Raw genomic sequence first — 23446 nt, 5'->3', positions numbered from 1 at the left:
CGCGGGTCAGGTGTCGGTGAACAGATCATGCGCCAGCGCGCCGCGTTTCTGGATCACTTCGGAGGCGAGCAGCGATGCCGCCTGCGTGGCCGATTGCAGCGAGGCACCCGTGGCGCGGGCGGCCAGAAACCCGGCGGCAAAGCTGTCGCCGGCAGCGGTGCTGTCGACCACCTGTGTCACCACGGGGGGCGCGATTTCCAGATGCCCCTCATCCGCGGACCAGGCCTGCACCGCGCCAGAGCCATTCTTGACCACAACGCATGTGGCACCGCCCTTGGCGTAGCGGCTGATGGTGTCCTGCGGCGATTGGTCGGGGAAGATGGTTTCTTCTTCATCGAAAGAGGGCAGCACCGTATCCGCGACAGAGGCCCCGAGGGTCAGGCCCGCGATCATGGCATCGCGGCTTTCCCAAAGGCGCGGGCGCAGGTTGGTGTCAAAGCTGACATGCGCCCCGTTGGCCCGTGCCTCTGCCAGGGCGTCGCAAAAGCTTTGGCGCGCTTCCGGCGGCAGAATGGCAAGCGTGATCCCCGAGAAATGGATATAGCTGCGCCCACTCAGCATGGCGCGCAGCCGTGCGGGATCATCGCCCAGCGTGCGTGCGGCAGCCTGTCCGCGCCAGTAGGAAAAGCTGCGCTCGCCATTTTGCAAAGAGATCATATAGAGCCCGACGGTCCGGTCAGGGTGGCGGGCCAGCGCATCGGTGGCCACGCCTTCGGCTGCGATGAAATCGGCCATGGCGTCTGACACGGCATCCTCGCCAATCACCGTGCCGTAGGACACGGTCCAAGCATCGTCCAACAGACGGCGCGCGTACCATGCCGTGTTGAACGTATCCCCGGCGTAGCCTTGGCGCATCAGGCCGCCCTGTGCCGGGGCAAGCTCGACCATAATCTCACCCAGTGACAAAAATGATGTCATATCAACCTCTTCGCGCGAAACAGAACGGGGCGCGGCACGGGCCCCAGAATGGTATACCATTTTGGACATGCCCGCCCCACGAGGGGGTTGTCAACCGGATCGCCTCATATCGCGGGGGTGGCATTTGGTATACCAAATGCGCTAGCACATAGGAAATGGCCGGATTCGGGACCGGCACAGGCCCGAATTTACAGGGCAACCAAGGCCCCCCGGGGCAGGAGGACAGATGACCGACACGCGCGCCGGACGGCGGTTCCGCAGCCAGGAATGGTTCGATAACCCGAACAATCCGGGAATGACGGCCCTGTATCTGGAACGCTACCAGAATCAGGAATACACCCGCGAAGAGCTGCAGTCCGAACGCCCCGTGATCGGCATCGCCAACACCGGCAGCGATCTGGCGCCGTGCAACAAGATCCACGTCTTTTTGATGGACCGGATCAAGGCGGGCATCCGCGCGGCCGGTGGCATCCCGATGGAATTTCCGGTCCATCCCATTCAGGAAACCGGCAAGCGCCCGACCGCCGCGCTGGACCGTAATCTGGCGTATCTGTCGCTGGTGGAGGTGCTGCACGGCTACCCGATCGACGCGGTGGTGCTGACCACAGGCTGTGACAAGACGACCCCCGCCATGCTGATGGGGGCGGCCACGGTGGACTTGCCCGCGCTGGCGCTGAATGGCGGGCCGATGCTGGACGGCTGGTGGAAGGGAAAACGCGCAGGCAGCGGGTCCATCGTTTGGGAAAGCCGCCGCCTGCTGGCGGAGGGCAAGATCGACTATGATGAATTCATGTCGCGCGTATGCTCTTCGGCGCCGTCGCTGGGCCATTGCAACACGATGGGGACAGCCTCGACCATGAATGCCATGGCGGAGGCGCTTGGCATGTCGTTGACGGGCAATTCGGCGATTCCCGCCCCGTTCCGCGAACGGATGGCCATGGCCTATGAGACCGGCAAACGCATCGTTGAAATGGCGTGGGAGGATCTGAAGCCTTCGGATATTCTGACGCGCGAGGCGTTTGAGAACGCGATTGTGGTGAATGCGGCCATTGGCGGGTCGACCAACGCGCCGCCGCATCTGCAGGCGATTGCGCGTCATGCCGGTGTGCCGTTGGACGTCAAGGATTGGGAAACCATCGGCTACGACGTGCCCTTGCTGGTGAACATGCAGCCCGCAGGCGAGTATCTGGGCGAGTCCTTCTTCCGCGCGGGCGGTGTCCCCGCCGTCATGGGCGAGCTGCGCAAAGCGGGCCGCATTCACGACGGTGCCATGACCGCCACGGGCCAGACCATGGGGGCGAACCTTGCCACCTGGGAAAGCCGCGACACCGATGTGATCAAGACCTATGACCAGCCCATGCGCAAACAGGCCGGATTCAAGGTGCTGTCAGGCAATCTGTTCGAATCCGCCTTGATGAAGACCTCGGTCATCTCCGAGGATTTTCGCGCCCGCTTCCTGTCGCATCCGGGCAACGAAGGGGTGCATGAGGCCCGCGCCATCGTGTTCGAAGGCCCCGAAGATTATCACGACCGCATCAACGATCCCGCGTTGGAGATTGATGAAAGCTGTATCCTGTTCATCCGCAACGTGGGCTGCGTCGGCTATCCCGGCTCTGCCGAGGTGGTGAACATGCAGCCACCGGATGCGCTGATCCGCGCGGGCATCAACCACCTGCCCACGGTGGGGGACGGGCGGCAGTCGGGCACCTCCGAAAGCCCGTCGATCCTGAATGCCTCGCCCGAGGCGATGGTCGGGGGCGGGCTGGCCTACTTGCAGACGGGCGACCGCGTGCGGCTGGACCTGAACGCCAGCCGGATGGACGCGCTTGTTGCGCCCGAAGAATGGCAGGCGCGCATCGACGCATGGACCCCGCCGGAGATCGTCAACCAGACCCCGTGGCAGGAAATCTACCGCCAGCATGTGGGGCAGTTGGCCGAGGGCGGCTGTCTGGAGCTGGCCACCGCCTATCAAAAGATCCGTCACGTTCTGCCGCGCGACAATCACTAGGCCTGAGAGGGGGGGAGGGCTCCATGGACAAAACCATCGTCATCACCGGCGCGGGAAGCGGGATCGGGCGCGCCTGTGCGCAGCGCTTTTTGTCCGAAGGCTGGCGCGTCGGCCTGTTGGGGCGGCGCAAAGCCCCGCTCGAAGACGTGGCGCAGGGCCATGACGCTGCGCTGGTGATCCCTTGCGATGTGGCGGACGAGGCGGCGGTCGATGCAGCCTTTGCCAAGCTGGCGGGGGTCTGGGGGCGCGTCGATGTGTTGTTCAACAACGCCGGTGTGTCGGCCTTTGGCGCAACCATCGACGAGATACCCACAGACGACTGGAAGCGCTGCATCGACATCAATGTGACGGGCGCGTTTTTATGCGCGCGCGCGGCCTTTCGCCAGATGCGCGCCCAGTCGCCCCAGGGCGGGCGGATCATCAACAATGGCTCTGTGTCGTCGGATGTGCCGCGCTGGGGCTCTGCGCCCTATACCACGTCGAAACATGCCATTACGGGGCTGACGCGGTCGATCTCGTTGGATGGGCGTCCCTTTGGCATCGCCTGCGGACAGATCGACGTGGGCAACGCGCTGACCGAGATGGCGCAATCCATGACGACCGGCATGCCGCAGGCCGACGGGTCCATGGCGGTTGAGCCGGTGATGGATGTCTCGCATGTGTCGGACGCGGTCTGGCACATGGCCAGCCTGCCGCCCGAGGCCAACGTCCAGTTTATGACCGTCATGGCCACCAACATGCCCTATATCGGACGCGGATGACGATGACGGACGCGACGCTGTCGGAACAGCTGGCCAACCACCTGCGGCGCGACATCCTGCGCGGCACATTGGCCCCCGGCGCCCCTGTGAAGGAGCGCGACCATGCCAGCGCCTTGGGCGTCAGCCGCACCCCCATGCGCGAAGCGATCCGCATTCTCGCGCAAGAGGGGCTGTTGCTGCTGCGGCCTGCGCGCTCGCCGGTTGTGGCTGACCCGAGTTTCGCGGACATCGCCCATAACATCGAGGTCATGAGCGGGCTGGAACGTCTGTCGGCCCGTCTGGCCTGTGCGCGGGCCACCTGCGAAGACATCGAAGGCATTGCCGCGCTGGCCCGACAGATGGAACAGGACTACGACCGCGCTGACGAGCTGGACCTGTTCGAGATGGATATGCGCTTTCACCGCGCCATCGCCGAGGCCGCGCACAACCCGGTTCTGGCAGAAACGCATCGCGCGCTTGTGGCGCGGCTTTGGCGGGCGCGTTTCCTGTCCGCCACCCGCAAAAAGGCGCGCGACCGCGTTCTGCAACAACATGCCGAGATCGTCGCGGGCCTGCGCGCGCGCGATGCGGATCGGGTGGATGCCACACTGGCCGCCCATCTGGAGCGGCTGCACGACAATGTGCGTGACTATTTCAAGGCGCGCGCCTCACAGACCACCGGGCCGGACAGCGCCCGCTGATTTCACCGAACCCAAGGGAGAGAGACATGAAATTGCTACGCTACGGACCGCAAGGTCAGGAAAAGCCGGGAATGCTGGATGATACGGGGGCGGTGCGTGACCTGTCCGCCCATGTCACCGACTTCGCGGGCGAGACCGTGTCGTTGGACGCACTGGCCAAACTGCGCAGCATCGATGTGGACAGCCTGCCCGTTGTGTCCGAGCCGGGCCGCATTGGCGCCTGTCTGGCGTCGGTGCCGAATTTCTACTGCATCGGTCTGAACTACGCCAAACACGCCGAAGAAACCGGCATGGACAAGCCGGCAGAGCCGATCCTGTTCAACAAGGCCACCTCGGCACTGTCCGGGCCGAACGATGCCGTCATCATCCCGCGTGGCTCCGAGAAATCCGACTGGGAGGTCGAGCTGGGTGTCGTCATCGGCAAAGAGGCGCTTTACGTCTCCGAGGAGGACGCGCTGGATTACGTCGCAGGCTACTGCGTTGTGAATGACATGTCCGAACGCAGCTTCCAGATTGAACGCGGTGGCCAATGGGTCAAGGGCAAGTCCGCCCCGACCTTTGGCCCGACAGGCCCGTGGCTGGTCACCGCCGACGAGGTGCCAAACCCGCAGGATCTGCGCGTGTCGCTGAAGCTGAACGGCACCACGGTGCAGGACGAATCCACAGACGACATGATCTTTAGCGTGGTGCAAATCATCTCGCACATGAGCCAGTTCATGAAGCTGAAGCCGGGCGATATCATCGCCACAGGCACTCCGGCGGGCGTGGGCATGGGCATGAAGCCCCAGCGCTTCCTCAAACCCGGCGACGTTATGGAAGTGTCCATCGAAGGTCTGGGCACCCAGCGCCAAGAGGCCGTCGCCGCCGAGTAACCGCCAGTGCCACACAGCAAAACGCCCCGCACAGGATGTGTCGGGGCGTTTTCCGTGAGTGGTATTGCTATGGTATCAGGCCACGCGTTCCAGCGTGGTTTCCGGCGTGACCCCCAGCGCGAAACATACGTCGCGGGTCAGCTCCGGGCGGTTGAGCGTGTAGAAATGCAGCTTGTCCACGCCGCCCTCGATCAGCTCGTCACACAGCTCGGTGCAGATCGCCGTGGCCAACAGGTCCGTGCGCCCGTCACGCTCGGCCGCCTCGAAGGCGTCGATGACCCATGCGGGGATCTTGGTGCCGCAGCCTTCGGCAAAGCGGCGCGCGCCTTTCCAGTTTTCAATCGGCAGGATGCCGGGGGTGACGTATTGGTCGATCCCCGCCTTGGCGCATGCATCCCGGAAACGGAAAAACGTCTCGGATTCAAAGAAAAACTGCGTCAGCGCTTCGGACGCGCCGGCGTCGATCTTGCGCTTCAGCCAGTCGATGTCCGCCTGTGCGCTGGCTGCTTCGGGGTGAATGTCCGGGTAGGCACCAACGCGAATGGTGAAATCGCCAGTGTCGGCAAGCGCGCTGATCAGCTCAACCGAGTTGTTGAACCCTTCGGGATGGGGGGTGAAACCGTCCGACCCTTTGGGTGGGTCGCCGCGCAGGGCCACAATGTCGGACACGCCGACCTTTGCAAAATCGCGCGCGACTTGCAGGGTTTCCTCTTTGGTGGCATCGACACAGGTCAGATGCGCCGCCGTGCGCAGGCCGGAATGTTTGTGGATCGTGGCCACCACATCGCGGGTCAGATCGCGGGTGGTGCCGCCCGCGCCATAGGTCACCGACACAAAGCGCGGGGCCAGCGGGGCCAGAACCTGCACCGAATCCCAAAGGCGAAAGGTGCCTTCGATGTTTTTCGGCGGAAAGAATTCAAGGCTGATCTCGGGGCGGGTCATATCGGTCTCTTTCGGATCGGAGTGCATTTGCGACACTCGCGGGGGCATTTGCGTCTTGTACTCTATATGGCACGGCATGCATATTGAGGCAAACTCATAAAACTCAAGTTCAACATGAGGCGAACATGCATATCGAATTCCGCCACCTGCGCACCATCAAGGCGATCCACGATTATGGCGGTGTGGCCAAGGCGGCGGATGTCCTGAACATCACACAGAGCGCGCTGAGCCACCAAATCAAGGGGCTGGAGGATCAGGCCGGTGTGGAATTGTTTGTGCGCCGGTCGAAACCGATGACCTTGTCGGCGGCGGGGCTGCGTCTGCTGCGGCTGGCTGAACAGGTTTTGCCGCAGGTCGAAGCGCTGCAGGACGAATTCATGGGGCTGCGCGCAGGTCATGCGGGGCGGCTGCATATCGCGATCGAATGTCACGCCTGTTTTGAATGGCTGTTTCCGGTGCTCGAGGGGTTCCGTCGCGAATTCAACGACGTGGACGTCGATATTCGGCCCGGTCTGGCCTTCGACGCCTTGCCAGCCTTGATGAAAGAAGAGGTTGATGTGGTGATCTCCTCGGATCCGGAGGATCTGCCGGGCGTCGAGTTCGTGCCGCTGTTTGATTACGCTCCGGTGTTTGTCGCCTCCAGCCAGCATCCATTGGCGGCAAAAGAGTATATCGAGGCCGCCGATTTTCGCGGGCAGACCTTGATCACCTATCCGGTTGACCGCGCACGGCTGGATATTTTCAGCCAGTTGTTGACCCCCGCCAAGGTTGAACCTGCCTCCATCCGGCAGGTCGAACTGACGGCGGTGATTTTGTTGCTGGTTGCGTCCAATCGCGGTGTATCGGTGCTGCCCGATTGGGTGGTGCGCGAGGTCAAATATTCCTCTGATTATGTGACGCGCCAGATCACTGAGGAGGGGCTGACCCGTCGTCTCTATGCCGCTGTGCGCCGCGAGGATCTGGACAAGCCCTATATGCAAAAGCTGATCGCGCTGGCGGGGCAAGAGGCACGGCGCCTGCAATCGGCCTGATCCCTAGCGGCAGCTTTGCTCTGCTTGGACCTGCGCAAGCTGCCAGTCGTTGGCGTATTGCCATCCGGCGGCGCGTCGTTGACCGCCGGACAGAACCTCGATCGCGGCATCACGGAAACAGCCGCAATCCACGCCGCGCATGGTGTCGCGACAAAATCTGCCGGGGTCGATGATCGCGCCGCGCCCAGAACCGCTGCGCGCCTCGACCAGGCCGGCGTTGTCGCCGGTCAAGGCGCGAAACTGGCTGAACTCGGGGAAGGCCACAGGGTCCGGCTGTGTCAGCGGCGGTAGAAACTGTGCGCCGACCACCAGCGCGCCCATGAAAGACAGGCCCACCGTGCCCGCAATAACGTTTGATCCCAGAACCGGCATGTCGACGCTCCCACACCGGGGTGCAAGGCGGCGCCCCGTTCGACAGCACGATCAGGGAGAAGCTTTAATTTTGTGTCACCGCGCCCCGGCAGCAGCCCGGTGCGCAAGGGCCGTTACAAAAGCTGCAGGTCCGATGCCATGGTGCGGCCATCGCGCCCTTCGCGCAACTCATAGGCGACCTTTTGATTATCGGCCAAGCCCGTCAATCCCGACCGTTCGACCGCCGAGATGTGAACAAAAACGTCCTTGCCGCCTTCCTCGGGGGCGATAAAGCCGTAGCCTTTGGTGGTGTTGAACCATTTCACGGTGCCGCTGGGCATAATTCCCGTGCTCCTTTCCAAGTCTATCTGCCGCCTCGAACCAATAGGGGGAGGCATCCCCGCGATATTCGCCTCTGGCGCCGGAGTGCCCGGAAATAATCGGGCCGGATGCGCGGTTCCTCAAATACCACCCCTAAATTGGAGCGACCTTATGTAACATTTGCAAGAAAAACTGCCGCGTGGTTCAAGCTGTCCGTGAATTTTTACGCGGTTTGCCGGATAGCGGGGCAGACATGCGCGGCAGACCACCAAGGAGACTGGAATGAAACTGTATGGGCTGAAGACCTGCGATACTTGCCGCAAAGCGTTAAAGGCGTTGGACGGGCGTGCAGAGTTTGTCGATGTCCGCACGGATGGCGTCCCGACAGCTCTGTTGCAGGCGGCATACGACCAATTTGGCGACAAGCTGCTGAACACTCGGTCCACCACATGGCGCGCTCTGGACGAGGCCGCGAGGGCCGGTGCGCCGCTGGATTTGATCGCAGCGCATCCGACCTTGATGAAACGGCCGCTCATTGCCGACGGCGACAGCCTGTATCTGGGCTGGGACAAGGCCACGCAAGCGGCCCTGACGGCTCAGTAAGCGGACAACCGTTTGGCGGCGGCGCGGTCAATGGACAAAAGCCCGCCGCCCTTGAAGACCAGAACAAGGAACAGCGCAATCCACAGGCTACGTTCGTCCAGCAACTGGTAGCGGCCATCGAACAAGGCACCGGCGGTCGCGCCATGTCCCCAGATGTCGGTGGCGGTCTGCACGATCACGAAGCCGATCATGCCCAAAGCGGCCAAACGCGTCAGCAATCCGATGATGATCAGCAGAGGCAGAACATATTCTGCGAGCGTACCGGCCCATGCGATCAGCGCGTGAAAACCGGACAGGGCAGAGGGATCGTAACCAGCGGCCTCGAACGCCTTGGGAAAGATCTGCGCATAGACATTGGGGTTCAGCGACAGCAGGTCCGCAAGGCCTGTCTCATTGCGGTCAAACAGTTTGGTCGCCGCGCTTTTCCAGAAATATCCCGCCAACGTCGCGGCAAAAACAATGCGGGCCATCAAGGACAGGTCGATGCGGTCCAGTTGGCGGGTGACAGAGGTATAGAGTGCGATCATGGCAGGGCTCATTTCAGGGTCAGTTGGGTGATGGCGGCGTCGCGGTGCAACAGCGCAAGGATCGGTGAGGGGTCGAAATCCTCTGCCATTGGGTCCAGCGCGTCTTCTAGCGTCGCAGCTTGGGCGAGGCTGTGGATGAAATGTGCAGCGCCCGAGGGCAGCGCATGCGGTTGCGGGTCGTAGGCAGGGCGCGTTATCAACACATCCTCTGCCACGGGCGCGGGCTTTGGTGCCTGTGGGTTCAACGCGCGTTGCCAGATTTGCACCACGGGCCAAGGTGAGGACAGAAGCCGCAAAGACGGGGCAAGGCGCAGTTGAATGCGGGGCATGTCCTCGGGCGTCAAAGCCTGCAGCGCGTGGTCCGGGATCGGGTCGGCGTCGGCGGCGTGATAGCTGTCGCGCAACGCCAGTTCCAGCCGGGCGACGTCCCCCAGATAGCCCAAGTGCGACAGGGCCGGCAGCGCGCCGAGGAAATCCGGAAACCCCTTGCCGTAGAACATCATACGCGGATCATCCGGCGGATTATCATGCAGGAACATGCGCGCGACATTGGCAAAGTTTTCCGCCCCGAGCAGGCTGCACACAGCGGGAAAGCCGGTTTCCAGCGCCTCGCGCAGCGAGACCGCGACATTGTTGCGGTAGACGGCAAAACGGCGTCCGGCGGGACGGCCTGCGCCATCGGTCAAGCCATCCGGCAGATTGGCGTCTGGCGTAAGAACCGCTTTTGTGAATTGCGCGTTCATGGCTGCACCGTGCTAAGCGCGGTTGCGGCGCGCTGTGCCTCTGCCGCGAGGACGGGCCAGTCCGGTACGTCATTGTCCCATTCGATCAAGGCAGGGCGCGGGCCGGAGCGGGCCAGGGTGTAGTCGAACAGCGCCCAAACCGGATCGGCAACGGGTTTACCATGGCTGTCGATCAACAAAGGTGCGCCATGGTCGTCGGTATCGGCCTCATGCCCGGCAAGGTGGACCTCGCCCACCTTTTCCAGTGCAAAGGCATCAATGTAGCCCTGCGGCGAGAAGCCCAGATTTGTGGCCGACACAAACACATTGTTTACATCGAGCAGCAGGCCACAGCCGGTGCGGCGGGCGATTTCGCGTAGAAACTCCGGCTCCTCCCACGTGCTTTGCGTGAAGGCCAGATAAGAAGACGGGTTTTCCAGCAACATCTGGCAGCCGAGTGTGGATTGCACCTGATCGATGTGGTCACAGACCTGCCCAAGCGTTTGTGCCGTGTAGGGCAGGGGCAGCAGATCGTTCAGAAAGGCCCCGTCATGGGTCGACCATGCAAGATGTTCCGAAAAGCTTGCCGGTTGCAGCCAGCCAAGCAGGTGTTTCAGGCGGGCGAGATGCTCGCGGTCCAGCGGCGCCTCGCCCCCGATGGACAGGCCGACGCCATGAACGGACATTGGAAACCGCTCTGCCAGCGCGCGCAGTTGCGCCAAGGGGCGGCCACCGGCCCCCATGTAGTTTTCCGCATGGATTTCCAGCCAGCGGACCGGGCCGGGATCGGTCACCAGATCGCTGTAATGCTGCGGCTTGTAGCCGATGCCGGGTGCTGCGGGCAGGTGATTGGTCTGGTCAAACATGGTGCCCCTCCGGTCGGGTCTGGTGGGTCGGGGGCGTGATCACCCCCGATCCGAATGTCGATCACGCCTCGGGGAGGTCGCGGTCCAGCTCTTCGAGCGAGCCCATGCGCGGTGTGCCGTCTGCCATCGCGGGCAGTTCGATGTCGGCACAGGTGCCCGCGTCGACCAGCGTCCAGGCGTTGCCCTGATAATCCACGGTCGAGGTGCCGGCGCAGGTGGTGCCGGGGCCTGCGGCGCAGCCGTTCTCACCGGCCAAAGAGATGCCAAAGCACTTTTCCTGACCTGCGGCGTGTGCGCCGGAAGCGGTGGTCAGTGCTGCGAATGCGCCCATCAGGGCAGCGGTTTTGATGCGTGCGGTCATTTTAAGTGTCTCCTCAGACGTATTGGCGATGCCGCCAGCGTCCCCTGCTGGTGGTGAACCAAAGTTGCCCCGCGGGCGGCGCGGGTTCCAGTCACGGAGCCGTGGGTCACAGCTCTGTCAGAATCCGATCCGGGGCTGAAACAAGGAAATCCTTTGAACCCCTTTAGGATACAGAGGGTTAATCGCTAGTAGACGTTAAAAACACGTTCAAAAGAGGCCGCTAGAATCGCTCATTTGTTACAAGGTTGACCGGACGACGATAGTAACACGCGCTATGTTCACGCGGAACGTCAGCATTGTTACAGATGCATGGCTGTTCTTCGGCAGGCAGAAACGACGAAGGGCGCCCCGATCAGGACGCCCTTACATGTCATTTTAACGAAAGTTTCAGCGCAGGTCAGGCGCTGTGGCATCATGGGCCAGTTGAGGCACAAGTTCGGCCAGCGGTTGAACCGATGTCTGTTTTTCGCCCAGACGCCGGACCGAGACGGTGCGTTCCTCGACCTCTCGATGACCCACGGCCAAGATCACCGGCACCTTGCCAAGGCTGTGCTCACGGACCTTGTAGTTGATCTTTTCGTTGCGAATGTCGGCCTCGGCGCGGACACCGGCGGCCTGCAATTGCGCCACGACCTCGTGGACGTAATCATCCGCCTCGGAGGTGATCGACGCCACCACGACCTGACGCGGTGCCAGCCAGAAGGGCAGTTTGCCCGCGTGTTCCTCGATCAGGATGCCGATGAAGCGTTCGAACGATCCAAGGCAGGCACGGTGCAGCATCACAGGGCGGTGCTTTGCACCATCCTGCCCGATGTAGGTTGCGTCCAGCCGTTCGGGCAGCACGAAATCGACTTGGAAGGTGCCACACTGCCAGACACGGCCAATGGCGTCGGTCAGCGAGAATTCCAGCTTGGGTCCGTAGAACGCCCCTTCGCCGGGGTTCATGATCGGCTCGATCCCGGCGGCGCGGGTCGCATCCAGCAGCGCGCCTTCGGCCTTGTCCCAGACCTCGTCCGAACCGGCGCGGGTCTCGGGGCGGTCCGAGAACAGGATATCGAATTTTTCAAAGCCAAGGTCACGATAGACGCTGGACAAAAAGTCGATGAACTTCTGACATTCCGAGGCGATCTGATCCTCGGTCGCAAAGATATGCGCGTCATCCTGCGTAAAGCCGCGCACCCGCATGATGCCGTGCAACGCGCCCGAAGGCTCGTACCGCGCGCAAGAGCCGAATTCCGCCATGCGCAGCGGCAGATCGCGGTAGGATTTCAGCCCGACCTTGAAGATCTCCACATGGCAGGGGCAGTTCATCGGCTTGAGCGCGTTCACCGCCTTTTCGCGGGCATGTTCCTCGTCAACTTCGACGATGAACATGTTTTCCTGATACTTGTCCCAGTGGCCGGATTTTTCCCACAGCTTGCGGTCGACGACCTGCGGGGTGTTGACCTCGACATAGCCGCCACGGCGCTGGGCGCGCCGCATGTAGTCCTGCAGCTCGGTGTAGATGGTCCAGCCATTGGGGTGCCAGAAGATCTGGCCCGGTGCTTCCTCCTGCATGTGGAACAGGTCCATCTCACGGCCCAGCTTGCGGTGGTCGCGTTTGGCGGCCTCTTCCAGCATGTTGAGGTGCTTGCGCAGGTCTTCCTTGTTCTTGAAGGCCACGCCGTAGATGCGTTGCAGCATGGCACGGTCGCTGTCGCCGCGCCAATAGGCACCCGCCACCGACATCAGTTTGAACGCGTCTCCCGGCACCTGGCCCGTGTGCTGCAGGTGCGGACCGCGGCACAGATCCTGCCAGTCGCCATGCCAGTACATGCGCAGCGGCTCATTGCCGGGGATGCTTTCGATCAGCTCGACCTTATAGGGCTCGCCCCGGTCTTCGTAGTATTTGATCGCAACATCACGCTCCCAGACCTCGGTGCGGACAGGATCGCGTTTGTTCATGATCTCTTTCATCTTCTTTTCGATCGCGCCCAGATCTTCGGGGGTGAAGGGCTCTGCGCGGTCGAAATCGTAATACCAGCCGTCTTTGATGACGGGACCAATGGTGACTTTGACGTCCGGCCAGATCTCCTGAACCGCGCGCGCCATGATATGGGCAAGGTCGTGCCGGATCAGTTCCAGCGCGGGCGCGTCATCGGCCAAGGTATTGATCGCAATAGACGCATCGGTCTCGATCGGCCATTGCAGATCGAAATGCTGGCCGTCCACCTGTGCGGAAATGGCCTTTTTGCCAAGCGATTTGGAAATGCTCGCGGCGACCTCTGCAGGGGTGATGCCCTTGTCATAGTCGCGTTTCGAGCCATCTGGGAAAGTCAGGGAAATCTGGGCCATCGGCCTCGTCTCCTCGTCGGTTTGGCGCCCACGGAACGCCCGGTTGCGGGTTATGGTGTGTTGCGCCTGAATGCCGCCGCGAATGGAGGCTGTCAACCGCAGACGCATGCGCAAGGGGCAAGACGCATATGACCAATACCGTGACCGAGGTTTACGACGAATTGACAGGGGCAGAGGACGCCCCCGAAACCGAGGCCCGCAACGGCCTGCGCCATATGATCAGCCTGAGTATGACAAAGGTCGCGGACGGTCTGATTGATCCCAAACTGGTGCTGAGCTGGTTGGGCGGGGCCATCGGCGTGCCGACAGCCATCACCGGATTGTTCGTCCCCATCCGCGAGGCGGGGGCGCTGTTGCCACAGATCATTCTGGCGGGCCGTGTCGAATCAATGACGCATCGCAAATGGGCCTGGGTCACTGGGTCGGCGGGGCAGGGGCTGATGGCGGCGGTCATTGCAATCGCGGCTTTGCTGTTGGAGGGGTGGCTGGCCGGTGTGGTCATTGCCGCAGCCTTGGCGGTTCTGGCGGTCAGCCGGGCGCTGTGTTCGGTCAGCTACAAGGATATTCTGGGCAAGACAGTCCCGAACCAGCGGCGCGGCGCGGTGACAGGCACCGCTGCCACGGCGGCATCGCTGGCGGTTCTGGCCTTTGCCGCCTTCCTGATCTTTGGCCCCGGCCAAGAGCAAGGGCCCGTTATTGCGGCCATCGCGCTGGCAGCGGCGCTTTGGGGCGTTGCAGCGCTGCTCTTTTCCCGTCTCGAGGAAAAACCATCAGCTGTGGACGGCGATCAGGGCGGCATCAATCTGACCCCGCTGCGCGAGGATAAGCAATTCCGCCGCTTCATATATACGCGGGGCGCATTGACGGTGACGGCGCTTGCGCCGCCGTATTTTGTGCTGCTTGGCGGTGGGGATGCAGCGCTGAGCGGTCTGGGGGCGATGCTGGTGGCCTCTGCCTCGGCCTCCTTTGTGTCCTCCTATATTTGGGGGCGGCTGGCGGACCGGTCGTCGCGTTGGGTGCTGGCGCTCTCTGGCTTTATCGCGGCGGCCTTTATGGCGCTGGCGGTGGCGCTGGATCTGGCCGGACTGGCAGAGCCGATCTGGGTGATACCGCTGACCCTGTTTGGCCTGATGATTGCCTACAAGGGCGTGCGGCAGGGGCGGTCCACCTATCTGGTGGACATGGCGCCGGAAGATCACCGTTCGTCTTATGCCGCGCTGGCCAACACCCTGATCGGCACGCTGCTTTTGGTGGTGGGTGCGCTTGGTGGGGCGCTGGCCTTTATCGGGCCGCAGGCAGCCTTGGCGGGATTTGCGGTGCTGTCGGTTCTCGGCGGGATGCTGGCGCTGGGGCTGGACGAGGTCGAAGGCGGCTGACCAAAGGGGGCTTGGAACCGCCGATCACGCGGCTATGGTGGCCGCGACGAACGGAGAGGACCCATGGCCCAGACTGAATTTATCACCGGCCCGCGTGGCGATTCGATTGCCTATGCCTTCACCAAAGGGGCAGGGCCTTGTGTGGTGTTCCTGTCCGGCTACCGATCCGACATGGAAGGCACAAAGGCCGTGCATCTTGAGGCATGGGCCGAGGCGCAGGGTCGCGCCTTCCTGCGGCTCGACTATGCCGGCCACGGCCAATCCGGCGGCGTGTTCGAGGACGGCTGCATCGGGGATTGGGCCGCCGATGCAGAGGCTGTCATTCGCCATGTGACAGAGGGGCCCGTGGTTCTGGTCGGATCTTCCATGGGGGGCTGGATCGGCAGCATCCTGTTGCGCCGTCTGACCCAAGTCGTGGGATTTGTTGGCATCGCCGCGGCCCCCGATTTTACCGAGGACGGGTTTTGGGCCGGCTTCTCCGAAGACGAGCGCCGCACCGTCATGGAAAAGGGCAAGCTGCTGATGCCGTCGGCGTATGAAGACCCTTATGTGGTCACCCGCAAGCTGATCGAGGACGGGCGCAAGCATCTTGTGCTGCGGTCGGCCCTGCGCGTCCGTGGTCCGGTGCGGCTGCTGCAGGGCACCGAGGACGAGGCCGTCTCGCGCGAGACCGCGCTGGCGCTGCTCGACCATATCGAGGGGCCGGATGTTACGCTGACGCTGGTCAAAGGTGCGGATCACCGCTTTTCCACGCCCGCCTGCCTGACCATGATCGAAGACGCGATCACGGCTGTCGCCAAATGACGCGGCGGTTTGATCCCGCGCGCCTGTCGGGTGGGATTGACTCCTATCTGGCCGGGGTGGAGGCCGCCGTGCCCGACATACGCCCCGGCGTGGCCAAACGTGTGATCTGGCACGACGCGCCAGAGACGCGCGCGCCGTGGGCAGTGGTCTACGTCCACGGGTTTTCCGCCAGCTCCGAAGAGCTGCGCCCGCTGCCCGATCTGGTAGCGGGCGGGCTGGGGGCCAATCTGGTGTTCACCCGTCTGCAAGGCCACGGGCGCACCGGTCCGGCCATGGCAGAGGCCACGCTGAGCGGCTGGCGCGATGATGTGGCCGAGGCGCTGGCCATCGGCCAACGCGTGGGCGAGCAGGTTTTGGTCATGGGATGCTCGACCGGCTGCCCCTTGCTGACGCTGGCATTGGCGGAACAGCAGGTGGCTGGCGCGGTCATGATCTCTCCGAACTATGGCTTGCGTGACCGCAAGGCGCGGCTGCTGAACTGGCCTTTGGCGCGCTACTGGCTGCCGCTGGCGGCAGGGCGCACGCGAGGGTTCACGCCGCGCAACGACGCGCATGCGCGCTACTGGACGACGCGTTACCCGACGCAAGCGGTGCTGCCCATGGCGCAAGCGGTACAGGCGTCGCGCCGCATCGACCATAGTCGTATCAAAACGCCGGTTCTGTTTGCCTTTGATGATCGCGACAGGTTGATCGATCACGTGGAAACGCGCATCGTGGCACAGAAATGGGGCGCTGCGGCCCGCGTTTTGCCGGTGGTGACCCAGCAAGGCGATGACCCCGACCATCACGTTATTGCGGGGGATGCCATGTCGCCCTCGCGCACTCACGGGCTCGCGCGCGAGATACTGCAATGGGTCGCGGGTTTGCCGCACTGAAAGGATCTGCCATGGAACAGCGCATCAGCCTGATCACCTTGGGATGCCATGATGTCGCGGCAGCGGCCGCTTTCTACGAGGCGCTGGGCTGGCAGCGTGTTCCGTCAGAGGAGGGGATTGTCGTCTTTGATCTGATCGGACAGGCGCTGGGCCTGTATCCGATTGCCGATCTGGCCCGCGATATGGGGGTGCCTGTGGACCGGCTGGGCACAGGCTCTGCCACCTACGCCTATAACGTGCGTCAGCGGGGCGAGGTGGCCCAGACCCTCGACACTGCCAAGGCTGCGGGGGCCACGATCCTGAGGGAGGCGCATGATGTGTTCTGGGGTGGCCATATCGGCTACTTCGAAGACCCGGAGGGGCATATCTGGGAGGTGGCTCATAACCCGTTTTCAGCGCTTTCGCCCGAGGGGCATTTTCGCTGGGCGGGGTATTAACCAAAGCGCTGGTTACGCTTTGTCCACCATTTTGACCGATGCCTTTACCACGATCCGAATGTGGTGGAGCAGCCATGCAGGCCGAAGACGCAGGTTACAAAGATTTTCCCGACTATATGCGCAAGGGGGTGGCGTCCGTCTGGGCGCTGCATGCGCCACCTGCTGTCCGTGACAGGTTTTTCCATCCGGCGGTGATTTACCGCGACGCGCGCGGCATCGCCCAAGGGCCGCAGGACGTGTGGCAGATGGGGCAAGGGGATCTGTCTGCCCTGCCGGATCGCCGGGTCATGGTCGAGGATGTCATCGCCACCGGGTCAGAGCGGCGCGGCTTTGCCGCATCCTGTCGGGTCGTGGTGGCAGGGCGGCACCTGCGGGACGGGCCTTTGGGGCCAGCCACGGGGCGGATGTTGCGCTACCGGAGCATGGTCGACCAGTTCGCCAAGGCCCAGCGGGTCAGCGATGCGTGGCAGGTGGTCGATACCGCAGATATCGCGCGACAGGCGGGGCTGGATGTCCAACGGCTGGCACAGGCACGGCTGGAGGATGCGGCGCAGGATGATCCCGCCTATTGTCCTGAAACGGATGTGCCCGGCCCCTACACCGGACGCGGCAACGATATCAGCTGGGGCGGGGCCTATGGCGACTTGCTCGGGCGCGTCATGTCCGGCGACAACTCAAGGGCCGAGCAACACTATGCCGCCGGTGTTCTGCAGGTCAGCCCCGGCGGGGCCGAGGCGCATGGGGTGCGCGCCGCGATAGGGTTCTGGCAGTCCGTGCGACAGGCTTTTCCGGACGCGGACTTCAGGATTCACCATCAGATGGGGCAGGAGACGCCCGCCATGCCGCCGCGCGCCGCCCTGCGCTGGTCCCTGACCGGACAGCACGCGGGCTGGGGCTGGTTCGGGGCGCCGACACAGGCGCGGGTCCATGTTGCGGGGATCGCTCAGGCCGAATTCGGCCCTGACGGGTTGCGCCGTGAATGGGTGCTGTTCGATGCCGTCGCCGTCTGGATGCAAATCCTTGCCGAGACCGGCTGAAAATCTGGACAACGCCCCGCCAGCAAAGGCGCAAAGCGCAAAAAGCTGCAGGTGCCGCGGGGCTTCCCCCTTTCGCCCGCTGCGGCATATGATAGTTTGCCCGCCAAAGACGCGCCATTCAGGGTGCCGAAGTGGGGAAAGCAGTGACGGGTCAAGCAGCCATGATCGAGAGCATCACGCATGCCTGAACCGATCGTATTTTTGCCCGAAATGTTGTGTGACGCGCGCCTGTTCGGGCCGCAATTGTCCGATCTTTCTCGCAAGTATGCGGTGACCGTGGCCCCGATCACAGGCGGCGAACGGGTCGAGGAAATCGCCTCTAACCTGCTGGACCAGCTGCCGAAACGCTTTGCCTTGGCGGGCTGCGGTCTGGGCGGCGTCGTTGCGTTGGAAATCCTGCGCCGTGCGCCCGACAGGCTGACGCGCCTATGTCTGCTCGACAGCTCTCCGCTGCCGGACACGCCGCAGCAGGCGGCGGAGCGCGACCCCCTGCTGATCCGCGCCAAAGCGGGCAAGTTCGACAGCGCCATCACCGAGGCGCTGCATCTGGATGATCTGGTGTCGGGCCCTTGGCGTGGCGAGGTCGCGGGGCTGATCCGCGACATGGCACAGGGCATGGGCATCGAGGTGCTGATCCGCCAGACGCGCGCGCTGCAACGCAGGCGCGACCAGCAGGGCACTTTGCGGCGCATTACTGTGCCCACCATGGTGATCTGCGGTGCCGAGAACCGTCAACTGCCGGTCAAGCGCCATCAGTTCATGGCAGAACTTATTCCCAATGCCGCCCTTCGGGTGATCGAGAACGCGGCGCATTTCGCACTGCTGGAACAGCCCGAAGACACGGCGCAGGCCCTGCGCGACTGGCTGGCTATGCCGCTGATGCTGCGCTGACCGCCTGCGGGAATTTCACCGACACGGGCTGCTTTGGGGATTGCCCTTGTGCGGCGGGCTTTCTATGTCAGGCGCGCGGAGGGCTGGACGGCCGCTTTGGGTGGTCACACACCCCGAGAGGAAAGTCCGGACTCACCAGGACATCGGTGCCGGGTAACACCCGGGCAGGGCAACCTGACGGAAAGCGCCACAGAAAACAGACCGCCCGTTGGTTCGCCAGCGGGTAAGGGTGAAACGGTGGGGTAAGAGCCCACCGGGGGGATGGCAACATCGCCCGCTTGGCAAGCCCCACCGGGAGCAATGCCGTGTAGGGATCTCGCGCCCGACTGATCCTTTCGGGGATATCGGGGCAGGGCTGTCTTGGCCCGAGAGATCCGGGTTGGCAGCTAGAGCCATGTGGCAACATATGGCCCAGAGGAATGGTCGTCGAACCGCCGCTTTCGGGCGGTGGGGAACAAAATCCGGCTTATAGGTCCTCCGCACATTTAATTTCGCGTCACATTCGCGGTCAGGGCAGTTGACTCTGGTGGCGCGGACAGTAAAAGGCAGGCTTCATATCTTATTTCACGCGCGGGGCGCTCCCCCGGCGTTGCTAGGGACAACCCCGGGAGACTTACCAATGGCAAAACCAGCCACGATCAAGATCCGCCTGAACTCGACCGCAGGCACCGGCCACTTCTACGTGACCAAAAAGAACGGCAAGACGATGACCGAAAAGATGGTTGTGCGTAAGTACGACCCGGTCGCGCGCAAGCACGTTGAATACAAGGAAGGCAAGATCAAGTAATCTTGCTGTCCTGACTGGACCGTGAAACGGGGTCGTGCGCTGCACGGCCCCGTTTTTGTTTGCCGGGTGCGGGTGCGTGCCTTGGCAACGAAAAAGGGCCGGTCGCGTGGACCGGCCCTTGGATAGGATAAGCTGCGGGGCAGTCTTATTCTTGTTGACCCATGAACATCAGCAGGAACTGGAACATGTTCAGGAAGGAGATGTACAGGCTCAGCGCGCCGTCAAAGGCCGCCTTGTCCAACCATTCCTGATCGCCATGCGCCGCGTGGGCAACATAGGTGTTCTTGATGTCTTGGGTGTAGAATGCGGTCAGACCGGCAAACAACACCACACCAATCGCGGAGATCGCCATCATCATGACGGGCGACTGCAGGAACAGGTTCACGACCATCGCGATCAGCAGACCGATCACACCCATCATGAAGAAGGTGCCAAGACCGGACAGGTTACGCTTTGTCGTGTAGCCATAGAGCGACAGACCCGCAAAGGCGGCGGCCGTTACAAGGAACGTCTGCGCGATGGAGTAGGGCGTGTAGATCATAAAGATCGTGCCCATGGAGATGCCCATCACTGCAGCAAAGGCGAAGAAGCCCAGTTGCACCGCAGCAGCGGAGCCGCGACGCATCAACGCGCCCCAGCCAAAAAGGACGAACGCCAGCGGTGAGAACATCAGCACCCATTTCAGGGGCGAGACGTACAGCATGTAACCGATTTCGGTCAAATAGCGGTCAGCGCCGATCTGATATTCATTTGGCACCGAGGTGACAGACAGGCCAGAGATCGCCCATGCCGCCAGCGCAGTGATCAGCATGCCTACGGACATTGTGCCGTAGACCTTATTCATATGTGCGCGCAGACCCTCGTCAATCTGGGCCGCGCGGGAGCCGGATACGCCCCGGACCCCGATTGTGTCAAATTCAGCCATTAAAGCCTCCGATTAGAACCAACCGCCCCGGGACAGGGCGTCCCAGAGATGTTGTTTCTGATATTGTCAAAGAGGCAGGTTTTTTCAAGATTAACCCGTGTCGAAAACGCGACAGATGCGTTTCCGTCGCATCAACGGGCGGCTGTATCCCAAAATGGGCGACGTGCCTCGGCCAGTGCGGCCTCGGGGTCGATCCCCATATCGCGCAGAGCCGTCGCATCAAGATTGCGCAGCATCGCGCGCTGGTGGGCGGTTTCTGTCCATGTTGTCAGCCGTGTCCACAGTTGGGACGAACGGCGGGGCGAGGGGTGCATGACGGGGGAAACGGACAAAAGCATCGTTCTCTTCCTTTCTTCGTGGTCGGTCGTTTCGTGGTGGGGCGGGAATGCTTAAATTTTCGACGTTATCATCAAAATTTGTGCGATCCTGCCGGATATCATTTCCGTGGTTGATATGTAGGCGCTAGGCTGACATTCTAAAAGTGAATGTTCTTGAGGGGTCGCATCACAGGAGGTGATGAATGCGCAATCTGGATATTACCGTGCTGCGGTCCTTTGTTGCGGTGGCCGAAGCTGGCGGTGTGACACGGGCAGCAGGTTTCCTGAACCTGACGCAATCTGCGGTGTCGATGCAGTTGAAACGGCTCGAAGATATGCTGGGGCTGCAGTTGCTGGATCGTGCGGGGCGCGGTGTCACGCTGACCCCGGCGGGGGCGCAGTTGCTGGGGTATGCGCAGCGCATGGTTGAACTCAATGATGAGATCTACACACGGCTGACCTGTCAGGAATGGGAGGGGGAGATCGTGCTGGGCGTGCCGACCGATATTGTCTACCCGGTGATTCCGCAGGTGTTGCAGCGCATGGGCCGCACACATCCCCGTGTCAAAGTGCGTCTGATCAGCTCGTTTACCAAATCGCTCAAGGCGCAGTTCGCCCGTGGTCTGGTGGATGTGATCCTGACCACTGAACCACAGGTGGGGGAGGGTGGCGAAACCCTGCTGGAGGTGCCGCTGCGCTGGGTTGGCGCGCTGAACGGGCAGGCGTTAAAGGCGCGCCCCCTTCGGGTGGCCTTTTGCCGGTCCTGCGGGTTTCGTGAACATGTTCTGGGCGCGCTGGATGGGGCGGACCTGCCGTGGGAGCTGGCGGTCGATTCCGACAGCGATATGACCGTGGATGCCACCGTCAGCGCGGATCTGGCCGTGTCGGCGCGATTACACGGCCATGTGCCGGCCTTTGTCGACTACATCGAGGACGACATGCTGCCGCCGCTGGGGGCGCAGCTGATTAACTTGTATGAAGGCAAAGGCAAGAAAGGCATCACCCAGATCCTGTGCGATTACATCCGGCAGGGGATGATGCAGGCGGGGGCGGAAAACACGCCGCGCGAACGGCTGCGCGAGACTGTCTAGACGCCGATTTTCGGCCCGTAGCACAGCATCGGCTCTGTGTTCTGTTCAGCCTCGTAAAGCACGGTGGCGCTGGTGTCGCCCTCGAACACTGCGCGCAGCCGCGATCCTTCGCGGTAGAACAGCCAGCATTGCGGGGCCTCTGGGCTGTCCTCGTAGACAAAGCAGATTTGCCCGTCAGCGGCTTCGTACCAGCTGCCATCCTTGCAGTCGCCGTCCATGAAGGACCAGCGCACGCGGCGGTTGGAAAGGTATTCCTCGACCCCGTAGGCGTCGCCCCCCAGCCCGTAATGCAGCGTTTTGCCCGTGACATAGGCGTCGAATTCCTGCGCGGACATGGGCTCGGCCGCCTGAACGGGCAGCGCGAGCAAGGCAAACACGGAAAGGGCGCGAAGTGAGGTCATGACGCAACCTTGGCAGATTCGCGGGGATCGGCAAGGGGGGCGTTGGCCCAACGGCGGGCGCGGTGGTCCATGATCCGCCGCCACACCGGCGGGATCAGCGCAACCACAGCCATAACCGGCACGGAATGTGGCAACATCGGCATGGTCTCGCAGTCCAGTTCCAGCGCCGGATAGGGGCGCATGGGGCGGCTGTGGTGATCGGAATGGCGCGGGGCATTCAGCATCAGCGCCGAGGAAAACCCATGCGGTGCGTTCCAGCTGTGCTGTGGGCCGAAGGGTTCAAAGCGCCCCGGCGTGATCTCGCGCCGCTGCAGCCCGTAGTGCTGGACGTAATCCGACAGCAGCAGTTGCAACTGCGCATAGACCGCCAGCGCGAAGAACACAGCAACCGCGGGCAGGCCACCGATCATGGCGGCCCCTGCCAGCGACGCGGCGGCCAAAGCCGCATAGGCGGAATAGGGCGTCGGGCCCGTGGGGCGCAGCTTGCGCTCAGCGCGGTAGCCCTCGACCAGCGCGCCACGCCATGCCCGCTGTGCGAACCGCCAAAACCCTTGTCCCAAGGGGGCTGAATTGGGGTCACGCGGGGTGGCGGCAAAGATATGATGCACGCGCGGATGCGCCGACGCATGAAAGCCGAACAGCACCGATCCGTAGACCGCGACCCCAAGGCGCCGCATCCAGCGATTGGGGCGATGGATCAGCTCATGAGCGTTAGAGTTGCTGACCTGTCCCAAAAACAGCGCCAGCGCGAAAAACAGTGCCAGTTTTTCAGGCAATGCCGCAGGGCCAAGCGTCAGCGCCGCCACGCCGCCGAACAGCAGCGGAAAATGGACCATCCCCAATGCAACCGCCAGCCCGTCACCGGCAGGGAATTCCGACCCGGGCCGGTCAGGGGCGACCAAAGCCCCGAGTTTGTCCATAAAATAGGTGAACACGGTGATGTAGCACAGCGCAGCCCATGCGAACCCACCCCCCAGCGCAATCGCCAACGCGAGCAGCGCAACCATGCCAAAGCTTGCCAATGTAAAGCGGACCATGCGGAGACCTTCTTGATGCGGGCTTGATGCGGGCGACAACAGTTTAGCGCGTATCGGAACCTTTCGTCACGCATCGGCTGTTTTCGACGCGGCGGATAGGCGTTGCTTTGTCGCAAGACGTCGCTTTTCCTCTGCGCAATCACGGCATTGGCGGCTAGGGTGACCTCACGT

The 23446-nt window shown here is 62.7% G+C and carries 27 protein-coding genes and 1 other RNA gene; 15 read left to right on the top strand and 13 right to left on the bottom strand.

Going from position 1 to position 23446, the window contains the following annotated elements:
• Positions 1–6: 6 nt before the first annotated feature.
• Positions 7–918 (bottom strand): sugar kinase, encoded by a 912-nt coding sequence (locus tag ACN5AZ_RS05555; protein WP_419427867.1) that lies wholly within the window; start codon positions 916–918, stop codon positions 7–9.
• Positions 919–1144: 226 nt separating this feature from the next.
• Here ACN5AZ_RS05555 and ACN5AZ_RS05550 point away from each other — a divergent pair, with 226 nt between their 5' ends.
• From ACN5AZ_RS05550 to ACN5AZ_RS05535, 4 genes are read left to right on the top strand one after another with little or no spacing between them, the layout of a single operon-like run.
• Complete coding sequence (locus ACN5AZ_RS05550; protein WP_419427866.1) at positions 1145–2926, top strand: IlvD/Edd family dehydratase; 1782 nt, start codon at positions 1145–1147, stop codon at positions 2924–2926.
• A gap of 23 nt (positions 2927–2949) precedes the next feature.
• Positions 2950–3687 (top strand): SDR family oxidoreductase, encoded by a 738-nt coding sequence (locus tag ACN5AZ_RS05545; RefSeq protein WP_419427865.1) that lies wholly within the window; start codon positions 2950–2952, stop codon positions 3685–3687.
• Between the two features lie 2 nt (positions 3688–3689).
• Positions 3690–4367 carry a GntR family transcriptional regulator gene (locus ACN5AZ_RS05540; RefSeq protein WP_419427864.1) on the top strand — a complete coding sequence of 226 codons (678 nt, stop codon included), beginning with the start codon at positions 3690–3692 and terminating at the stop codon, positions 4365–4367.
• A 26-nt stretch (positions 4368–4393) separates the two neighbouring features.
• Complete coding sequence (locus ACN5AZ_RS05535; RefSeq protein WP_419427863.1) at positions 4394–5239, top strand: fumarylacetoacetate hydrolase family protein; 846 nt, start codon at positions 4394–4396, stop codon at positions 5237–5239.
• Between the two features lie 75 nt (positions 5240–5314).
• Here ACN5AZ_RS05535 and metF read toward each other — a convergent pair whose 3' ends face one another.
• A complete protein-coding gene (gene metF, locus ACN5AZ_RS05530) occupies positions 5315–6181 on the bottom strand; it encodes a methylenetetrahydrofolate reductase [NAD(P)H] (RefSeq protein WP_419427862.1) in 867 nt (288 codons plus the stop codon).
• 125 nt (positions 6182–6306) lie between these two features.
• Between metF and ACN5AZ_RS05525 the strand changes: the two genes are divergently transcribed.
• Positions 6307–7212, top strand: a complete 906-nt coding sequence (locus tag ACN5AZ_RS05525; protein WP_419427861.1) for a LysR family transcriptional regulator — start codon at positions 6307–6309, stop codon at positions 7210–7212.
• A gap of 3 nt (positions 7213–7215) precedes the next feature.
• On the opposite strand, the gene ACN5AZ_RS05520 is transcribed toward ACN5AZ_RS05525, so the two are convergent.
• Both ACN5AZ_RS05520 and ACN5AZ_RS05515 read right to left on the bottom strand, forming a co-directional pair.
• Entirely contained in the window at positions 7216–7584 is a 369-nt protein-coding gene (locus tag ACN5AZ_RS05520) for a hypothetical protein (protein WP_419427860.1), read from the bottom strand.
• Between the two features lie 113 nt (positions 7585–7697).
• Complete coding sequence (locus ACN5AZ_RS05515) at positions 7698–7904, bottom strand: cold-shock protein (RefSeq protein ID WP_419427859.1); 207 nt, start codon at positions 7902–7904, stop codon at positions 7698–7700.
• Positions 7905–8166: 262 nt separating this feature from the next.
• On the opposite strand from ACN5AZ_RS05515, the gene ACN5AZ_RS05510 reads away from it, so the two are divergent.
• Positions 8167–8487 (top strand): arsenate reductase family protein, encoded by a 321-nt coding sequence (locus ACN5AZ_RS05510; protein ID WP_419427858.1) that lies wholly within the window; start codon positions 8167–8169, stop codon positions 8485–8487.
• Here ACN5AZ_RS05510 and ACN5AZ_RS05505 read toward each other — a convergent pair.
• The 5 genes from ACN5AZ_RS05505 to thrS form a co-directional block, all read right to left on the bottom strand.
• The gene (locus ACN5AZ_RS05505; protein ID WP_419427857.1) at positions 8481–9014 is read right to left on the bottom strand and encodes a DoxX family membrane protein; all 534 of its coding nucleotides are present in this window, start codon (positions 9012–9014) and stop codon (positions 8481–8483) included. The two genes, ACN5AZ_RS05510 and ACN5AZ_RS05505, sit on opposite strands and share 7 nt — an antisense overlap.
• An 8-nt stretch (positions 9015–9022) precedes the next feature.
• Positions 9023–9757 carry a putative DNA-binding domain-containing protein gene (locus tag ACN5AZ_RS05500; RefSeq protein WP_419427856.1) on the bottom strand — a complete coding sequence of 245 codons (735 nt, stop codon included), beginning with the start codon at positions 9755–9757 and terminating at the stop codon, positions 9023–9025.
• On the bottom strand, positions 9754–10602 hold the full coding sequence (locus ACN5AZ_RS05495) for a DUF692 domain-containing protein (RefSeq protein WP_419427855.1): 849 nt from the start codon (positions 10600–10602) through the stop codon (positions 9754–9756). The genes ACN5AZ_RS05500 and ACN5AZ_RS05495 overlap by 4 nt, the downstream gene beginning before the upstream one ends.
• 61 nt (positions 10603–10663) lie before the next feature.
• The gene (locus ACN5AZ_RS05490) at positions 10664–10963 is read right to left on the bottom strand and encodes a DUF2282 domain-containing protein (protein WP_419427854.1); all 300 of its coding nucleotides are present in this window, start codon (positions 10961–10963) and stop codon (positions 10664–10666) included.
• Positions 10964–11350: 387 nt separating this feature from the next.
• Positions 11351–13297 (bottom strand): threonine--tRNA ligase, encoded by a 1947-nt coding sequence (gene thrS / locus ACN5AZ_RS05485; protein WP_419427853.1) that lies wholly within the window; start codon positions 13295–13297, stop codon positions 11351–11353.
• A gap of 128 nt (positions 13298–13425) precedes the next feature.
• Between thrS and ACN5AZ_RS05480 the strand changes: the two genes are divergently transcribed.
• From ACN5AZ_RS05480 to rpmG, 8 genes are all read left to right on the top strand, one after another.
• The gene (locus ACN5AZ_RS05480; protein ID WP_419427852.1) at positions 13426–14673 is read left to right on the top strand and encodes an MFS transporter; all 1248 of its coding nucleotides are present in this window, start codon (positions 13426–13428) and stop codon (positions 14671–14673) included.
• A gap of 63 nt (positions 14674–14736) precedes the next feature.
• Positions 14737–15477: an alpha/beta hydrolase gene (locus ACN5AZ_RS05475; protein WP_419427851.1), complete on the top strand. Its 741-nt coding sequence runs from the start codon at positions 14737–14739 to the stop codon at positions 15475–15477.
• The gene (locus tag ACN5AZ_RS05470) at positions 15474–16352 is read left to right on the top strand and encodes an alpha/beta hydrolase (RefSeq protein WP_419427850.1); all 879 of its coding nucleotides are present in this window, start codon (positions 15474–15476) and stop codon (positions 16350–16352) included. The genes ACN5AZ_RS05475 and ACN5AZ_RS05470 overlap by 4 nt, the downstream gene beginning before the upstream one ends.
• 11 nt (positions 16353–16363) lie before the next feature.
• Positions 16364–16789, top strand: a complete 426-nt coding sequence (locus tag ACN5AZ_RS05465) for a VOC family protein (protein WP_419427849.1) — start codon at positions 16364–16366, stop codon at positions 16787–16789.
• A gap of 74 nt (positions 16790–16863) precedes the next feature.
• On the top strand, positions 16864–17826 hold the full coding sequence (locus ACN5AZ_RS05460) for an ester cyclase (RefSeq protein ID WP_419427848.1): 963 nt from the start codon (positions 16864–16866) through the stop codon (positions 17824–17826).
• A gap of 180 nt (positions 17827–18006) precedes the next feature.
• The gene (locus ACN5AZ_RS05455; RefSeq protein WP_419427847.1) at positions 18007–18717 is read left to right on the top strand and encodes an alpha/beta fold hydrolase; all 711 of its coding nucleotides are present in this window, start codon (positions 18007–18009) and stop codon (positions 18715–18717) included.
• Positions 18718–18792: 75 nt separating this feature from the next.
• Positions 18793–19202: RNase P RNA component class A (rnpB, locus tag ACN5AZ_RS05450), an RNA gene on the top strand.
• Between the two features lie 134 nt (positions 19203–19336).
• Positions 19337–19504, top strand: a complete 168-nt coding sequence (rpmG, locus tag ACN5AZ_RS05445) for a 50S ribosomal protein L33 (protein ID WP_419427846.1) — start codon at positions 19337–19339, stop codon at positions 19502–19504.
• 145 nt (positions 19505–19649) lie between these two features.
• Here the strand turns inward: rpmG and ACN5AZ_RS05440 are convergent, their stop codons facing one another.
• Positions 19650–20429: a Bax inhibitor-1 family protein gene (locus ACN5AZ_RS05440; protein ID WP_419427845.1), complete on the bottom strand. Its 780-nt coding sequence runs from the start codon at positions 20427–20429 to the stop codon at positions 19650–19652.
• A gap of 131 nt (positions 20430–20560) precedes the next feature.
• Positions 20561–20767, bottom strand: a complete 207-nt coding sequence (locus ACN5AZ_RS05435) for a DUF1127 domain-containing protein (protein ID WP_419427844.1) — start codon at positions 20765–20767, stop codon at positions 20561–20563.
• A 182-nt stretch (positions 20768–20949) separates the two neighbouring features.
• On the opposite strand from ACN5AZ_RS05435, the gene ACN5AZ_RS05430 reads away from it, so the two are divergent.
• On the top strand, positions 20950–21837 hold the full coding sequence (locus ACN5AZ_RS05430; RefSeq protein WP_419427843.1) for a LysR family transcriptional regulator: 888 nt from the start codon (positions 20950–20952) through the stop codon (positions 21835–21837).
• Here the strand turns inward: ACN5AZ_RS05430 and ACN5AZ_RS05425 are convergent.
• Together ACN5AZ_RS05425 and ACN5AZ_RS05420 are read right to left on the bottom strand one after the other, a co-directional pair.
• A complete protein-coding gene (locus ACN5AZ_RS05425; RefSeq protein WP_419427842.1) occupies positions 21834–22238 on the bottom strand; it encodes a hypothetical protein in 405 nt (134 codons plus the stop codon). The genes ACN5AZ_RS05430 and ACN5AZ_RS05425 overlap by 4 nt on opposite strands.
• The gene (locus ACN5AZ_RS05420) at positions 22235–23275 is read right to left on the bottom strand and encodes an alkane 1-monooxygenase (protein ID WP_419427841.1); all 1041 of its coding nucleotides are present in this window, start codon (positions 23273–23275) and stop codon (positions 22235–22237) included. The genes ACN5AZ_RS05425 and ACN5AZ_RS05420 overlap by 4 nt, the downstream gene beginning before the upstream one ends.
• Positions 23276–23446 lie beyond the last annotated feature (171 nt).

Source organism: Sagittula sp. SSi028, assembly GCF_048553715.1.
In the GTDB taxonomy this organism is placed as follows: Bacteria; Pseudomonadota; Alphaproteobacteria; order Rhodobacterales; family Rhodobacteraceae; genus Sagittula.
Note: the sequence above shows the minus strand (reverse complement) of the source record. Positions and strands in the feature narration are given on the sequence as shown.

Coding starts and splice junctions, on each gene's coding strand:
- ACN5AZ_RS05555 (WP_419427867.1), bottom strand. CDS start 918: ATGACATCATTTTTGTCACTGGGTGAGATTATGGTCGAGCTTGCCCCG.
- ACN5AZ_RS05550 (WP_419427866.1), top strand. CDS start 1,145: ATGACCGACACGCGCGCCGGACGGCGGTTCCGCAGCCAGGAATGGTTC.
- ACN5AZ_RS05545 (WP_419427865.1), top strand. CDS start 2,950: ATGGACAAAACCATCGTCATCACCGGCGCGGGAAGCGGGATCGGGCGC.
- ACN5AZ_RS05540 (WP_419427864.1), top strand. CDS start 3,690: ATGACGGACGCGACGCTGTCGGAACAGCTGGCCAACCACCTGCGGCGC.
- ACN5AZ_RS05535 (WP_419427863.1), top strand. CDS start 4,394: ATGAAATTGCTACGCTACGGACCGCAAGGTCAGGAAAAGCCGGGAATG.
- metF (WP_419427862.1), bottom strand. CDS start 6,181: ATGACCCGCCCCGAGATCAGCCTTGAATTCTTTCCGCCGAAAAACATC.
- ACN5AZ_RS05525 (WP_419427861.1), top strand. CDS start 6,307: ATGCATATCGAATTCCGCCACCTGCGCACCATCAAGGCGATCCACGAT.
- ACN5AZ_RS05520 (WP_419427860.1), bottom strand. CDS start 7,584: ATGCCGGTTCTGGGATCAAACGTTATTGCGGGCACGGTGGGCCTGTCT.
- ACN5AZ_RS05515 (WP_419427859.1), bottom strand. CDS start 7,904: ATGCCCAGCGGCACCGTGAAATGGTTCAACACCACCAAAGGCTACGGC.
- ACN5AZ_RS05510 (WP_419427858.1), top strand. CDS start 8,167: ATGAAACTGTATGGGCTGAAGACCTGCGATACTTGCCGCAAAGCGTTA.
- ACN5AZ_RS05505 (WP_419427857.1), bottom strand. CDS start 9,014: ATGATCGCACTCTATACCTCTGTCACCCGCCAACTGGACCGCATCGAC.
- ACN5AZ_RS05500 (WP_419427856.1), bottom strand. CDS start 9,757: ATGAACGCGCAATTCACAAAAGCGGTTCTTACGCCAGACGCCAATCTG.
- ACN5AZ_RS05495 (WP_419427855.1), bottom strand. CDS start 10,602: ATGTTTGACCAGACCAATCACCTGCCCGCAGCACCCGGCATCGGCTAC.
- ACN5AZ_RS05490 (WP_419427854.1), bottom strand. CDS start 10,963: ATGACCGCACGCATCAAAACCGCTGCCCTGATGGGCGCATTCGCAGCA.
- thrS (WP_419427853.1), bottom strand. CDS start 13,297: ATGGCCCAGATTTCCCTGACTTTCCCAGATGGCTCGAAACGCGACTAT.
- ACN5AZ_RS05480 (WP_419427852.1), top strand. CDS start 13,426: ATGACCAATACCGTGACCGAGGTTTACGACGAATTGACAGGGGCAGAG.
- ACN5AZ_RS05475 (WP_419427851.1), top strand. CDS start 14,737: ATGGCCCAGACTGAATTTATCACCGGCCCGCGTGGCGATTCGATTGCC.
- ACN5AZ_RS05470 (WP_419427850.1), top strand. CDS start 15,474: ATGACGCGGCGGTTTGATCCCGCGCGCCTGTCGGGTGGGATTGACTCC.
- ACN5AZ_RS05465 (WP_419427849.1), top strand. CDS start 16,364: ATGGAACAGCGCATCAGCCTGATCACCTTGGGATGCCATGATGTCGCG.
- ACN5AZ_RS05460 (WP_419427848.1), top strand. CDS start 16,864: ATGCAGGCCGAAGACGCAGGTTACAAAGATTTTCCCGACTATATGCGC.
- ACN5AZ_RS05455 (WP_419427847.1), top strand. CDS start 18,007: ATGCCTGAACCGATCGTATTTTTGCCCGAAATGTTGTGTGACGCGCGC.
- rpmG (WP_419427846.1), top strand. CDS start 19,337: ATGGCAAAACCAGCCACGATCAAGATCCGCCTGAACTCGACCGCAGGC.
- ACN5AZ_RS05440 (WP_419427845.1), bottom strand. CDS start 20,429: ATGGCTGAATTTGACACAATCGGGGTCCGGGGCGTATCCGGCTCCCGC.
- ACN5AZ_RS05435 (WP_419427844.1), bottom strand. CDS start 20,767: ATGCTTTTGTCCGTTTCCCCCGTCATGCACCCCTCGCCCCGCCGTTCG.
- ACN5AZ_RS05430 (WP_419427843.1), top strand. CDS start 20,950: ATGCGCAATCTGGATATTACCGTGCTGCGGTCCTTTGTTGCGGTGGCC.
- ACN5AZ_RS05425 (WP_419427842.1), bottom strand. CDS start 22,238: ATGACCTCACTTCGCGCCCTTTCCGTGTTTGCCTTGCTCGCGCTGCCC.
- ACN5AZ_RS05420 (WP_419427841.1), bottom strand. CDS start 23,275: ATGGTCCGCTTTACATTGGCAAGCTTTGGCATGGTTGCGCTGCTCGCG.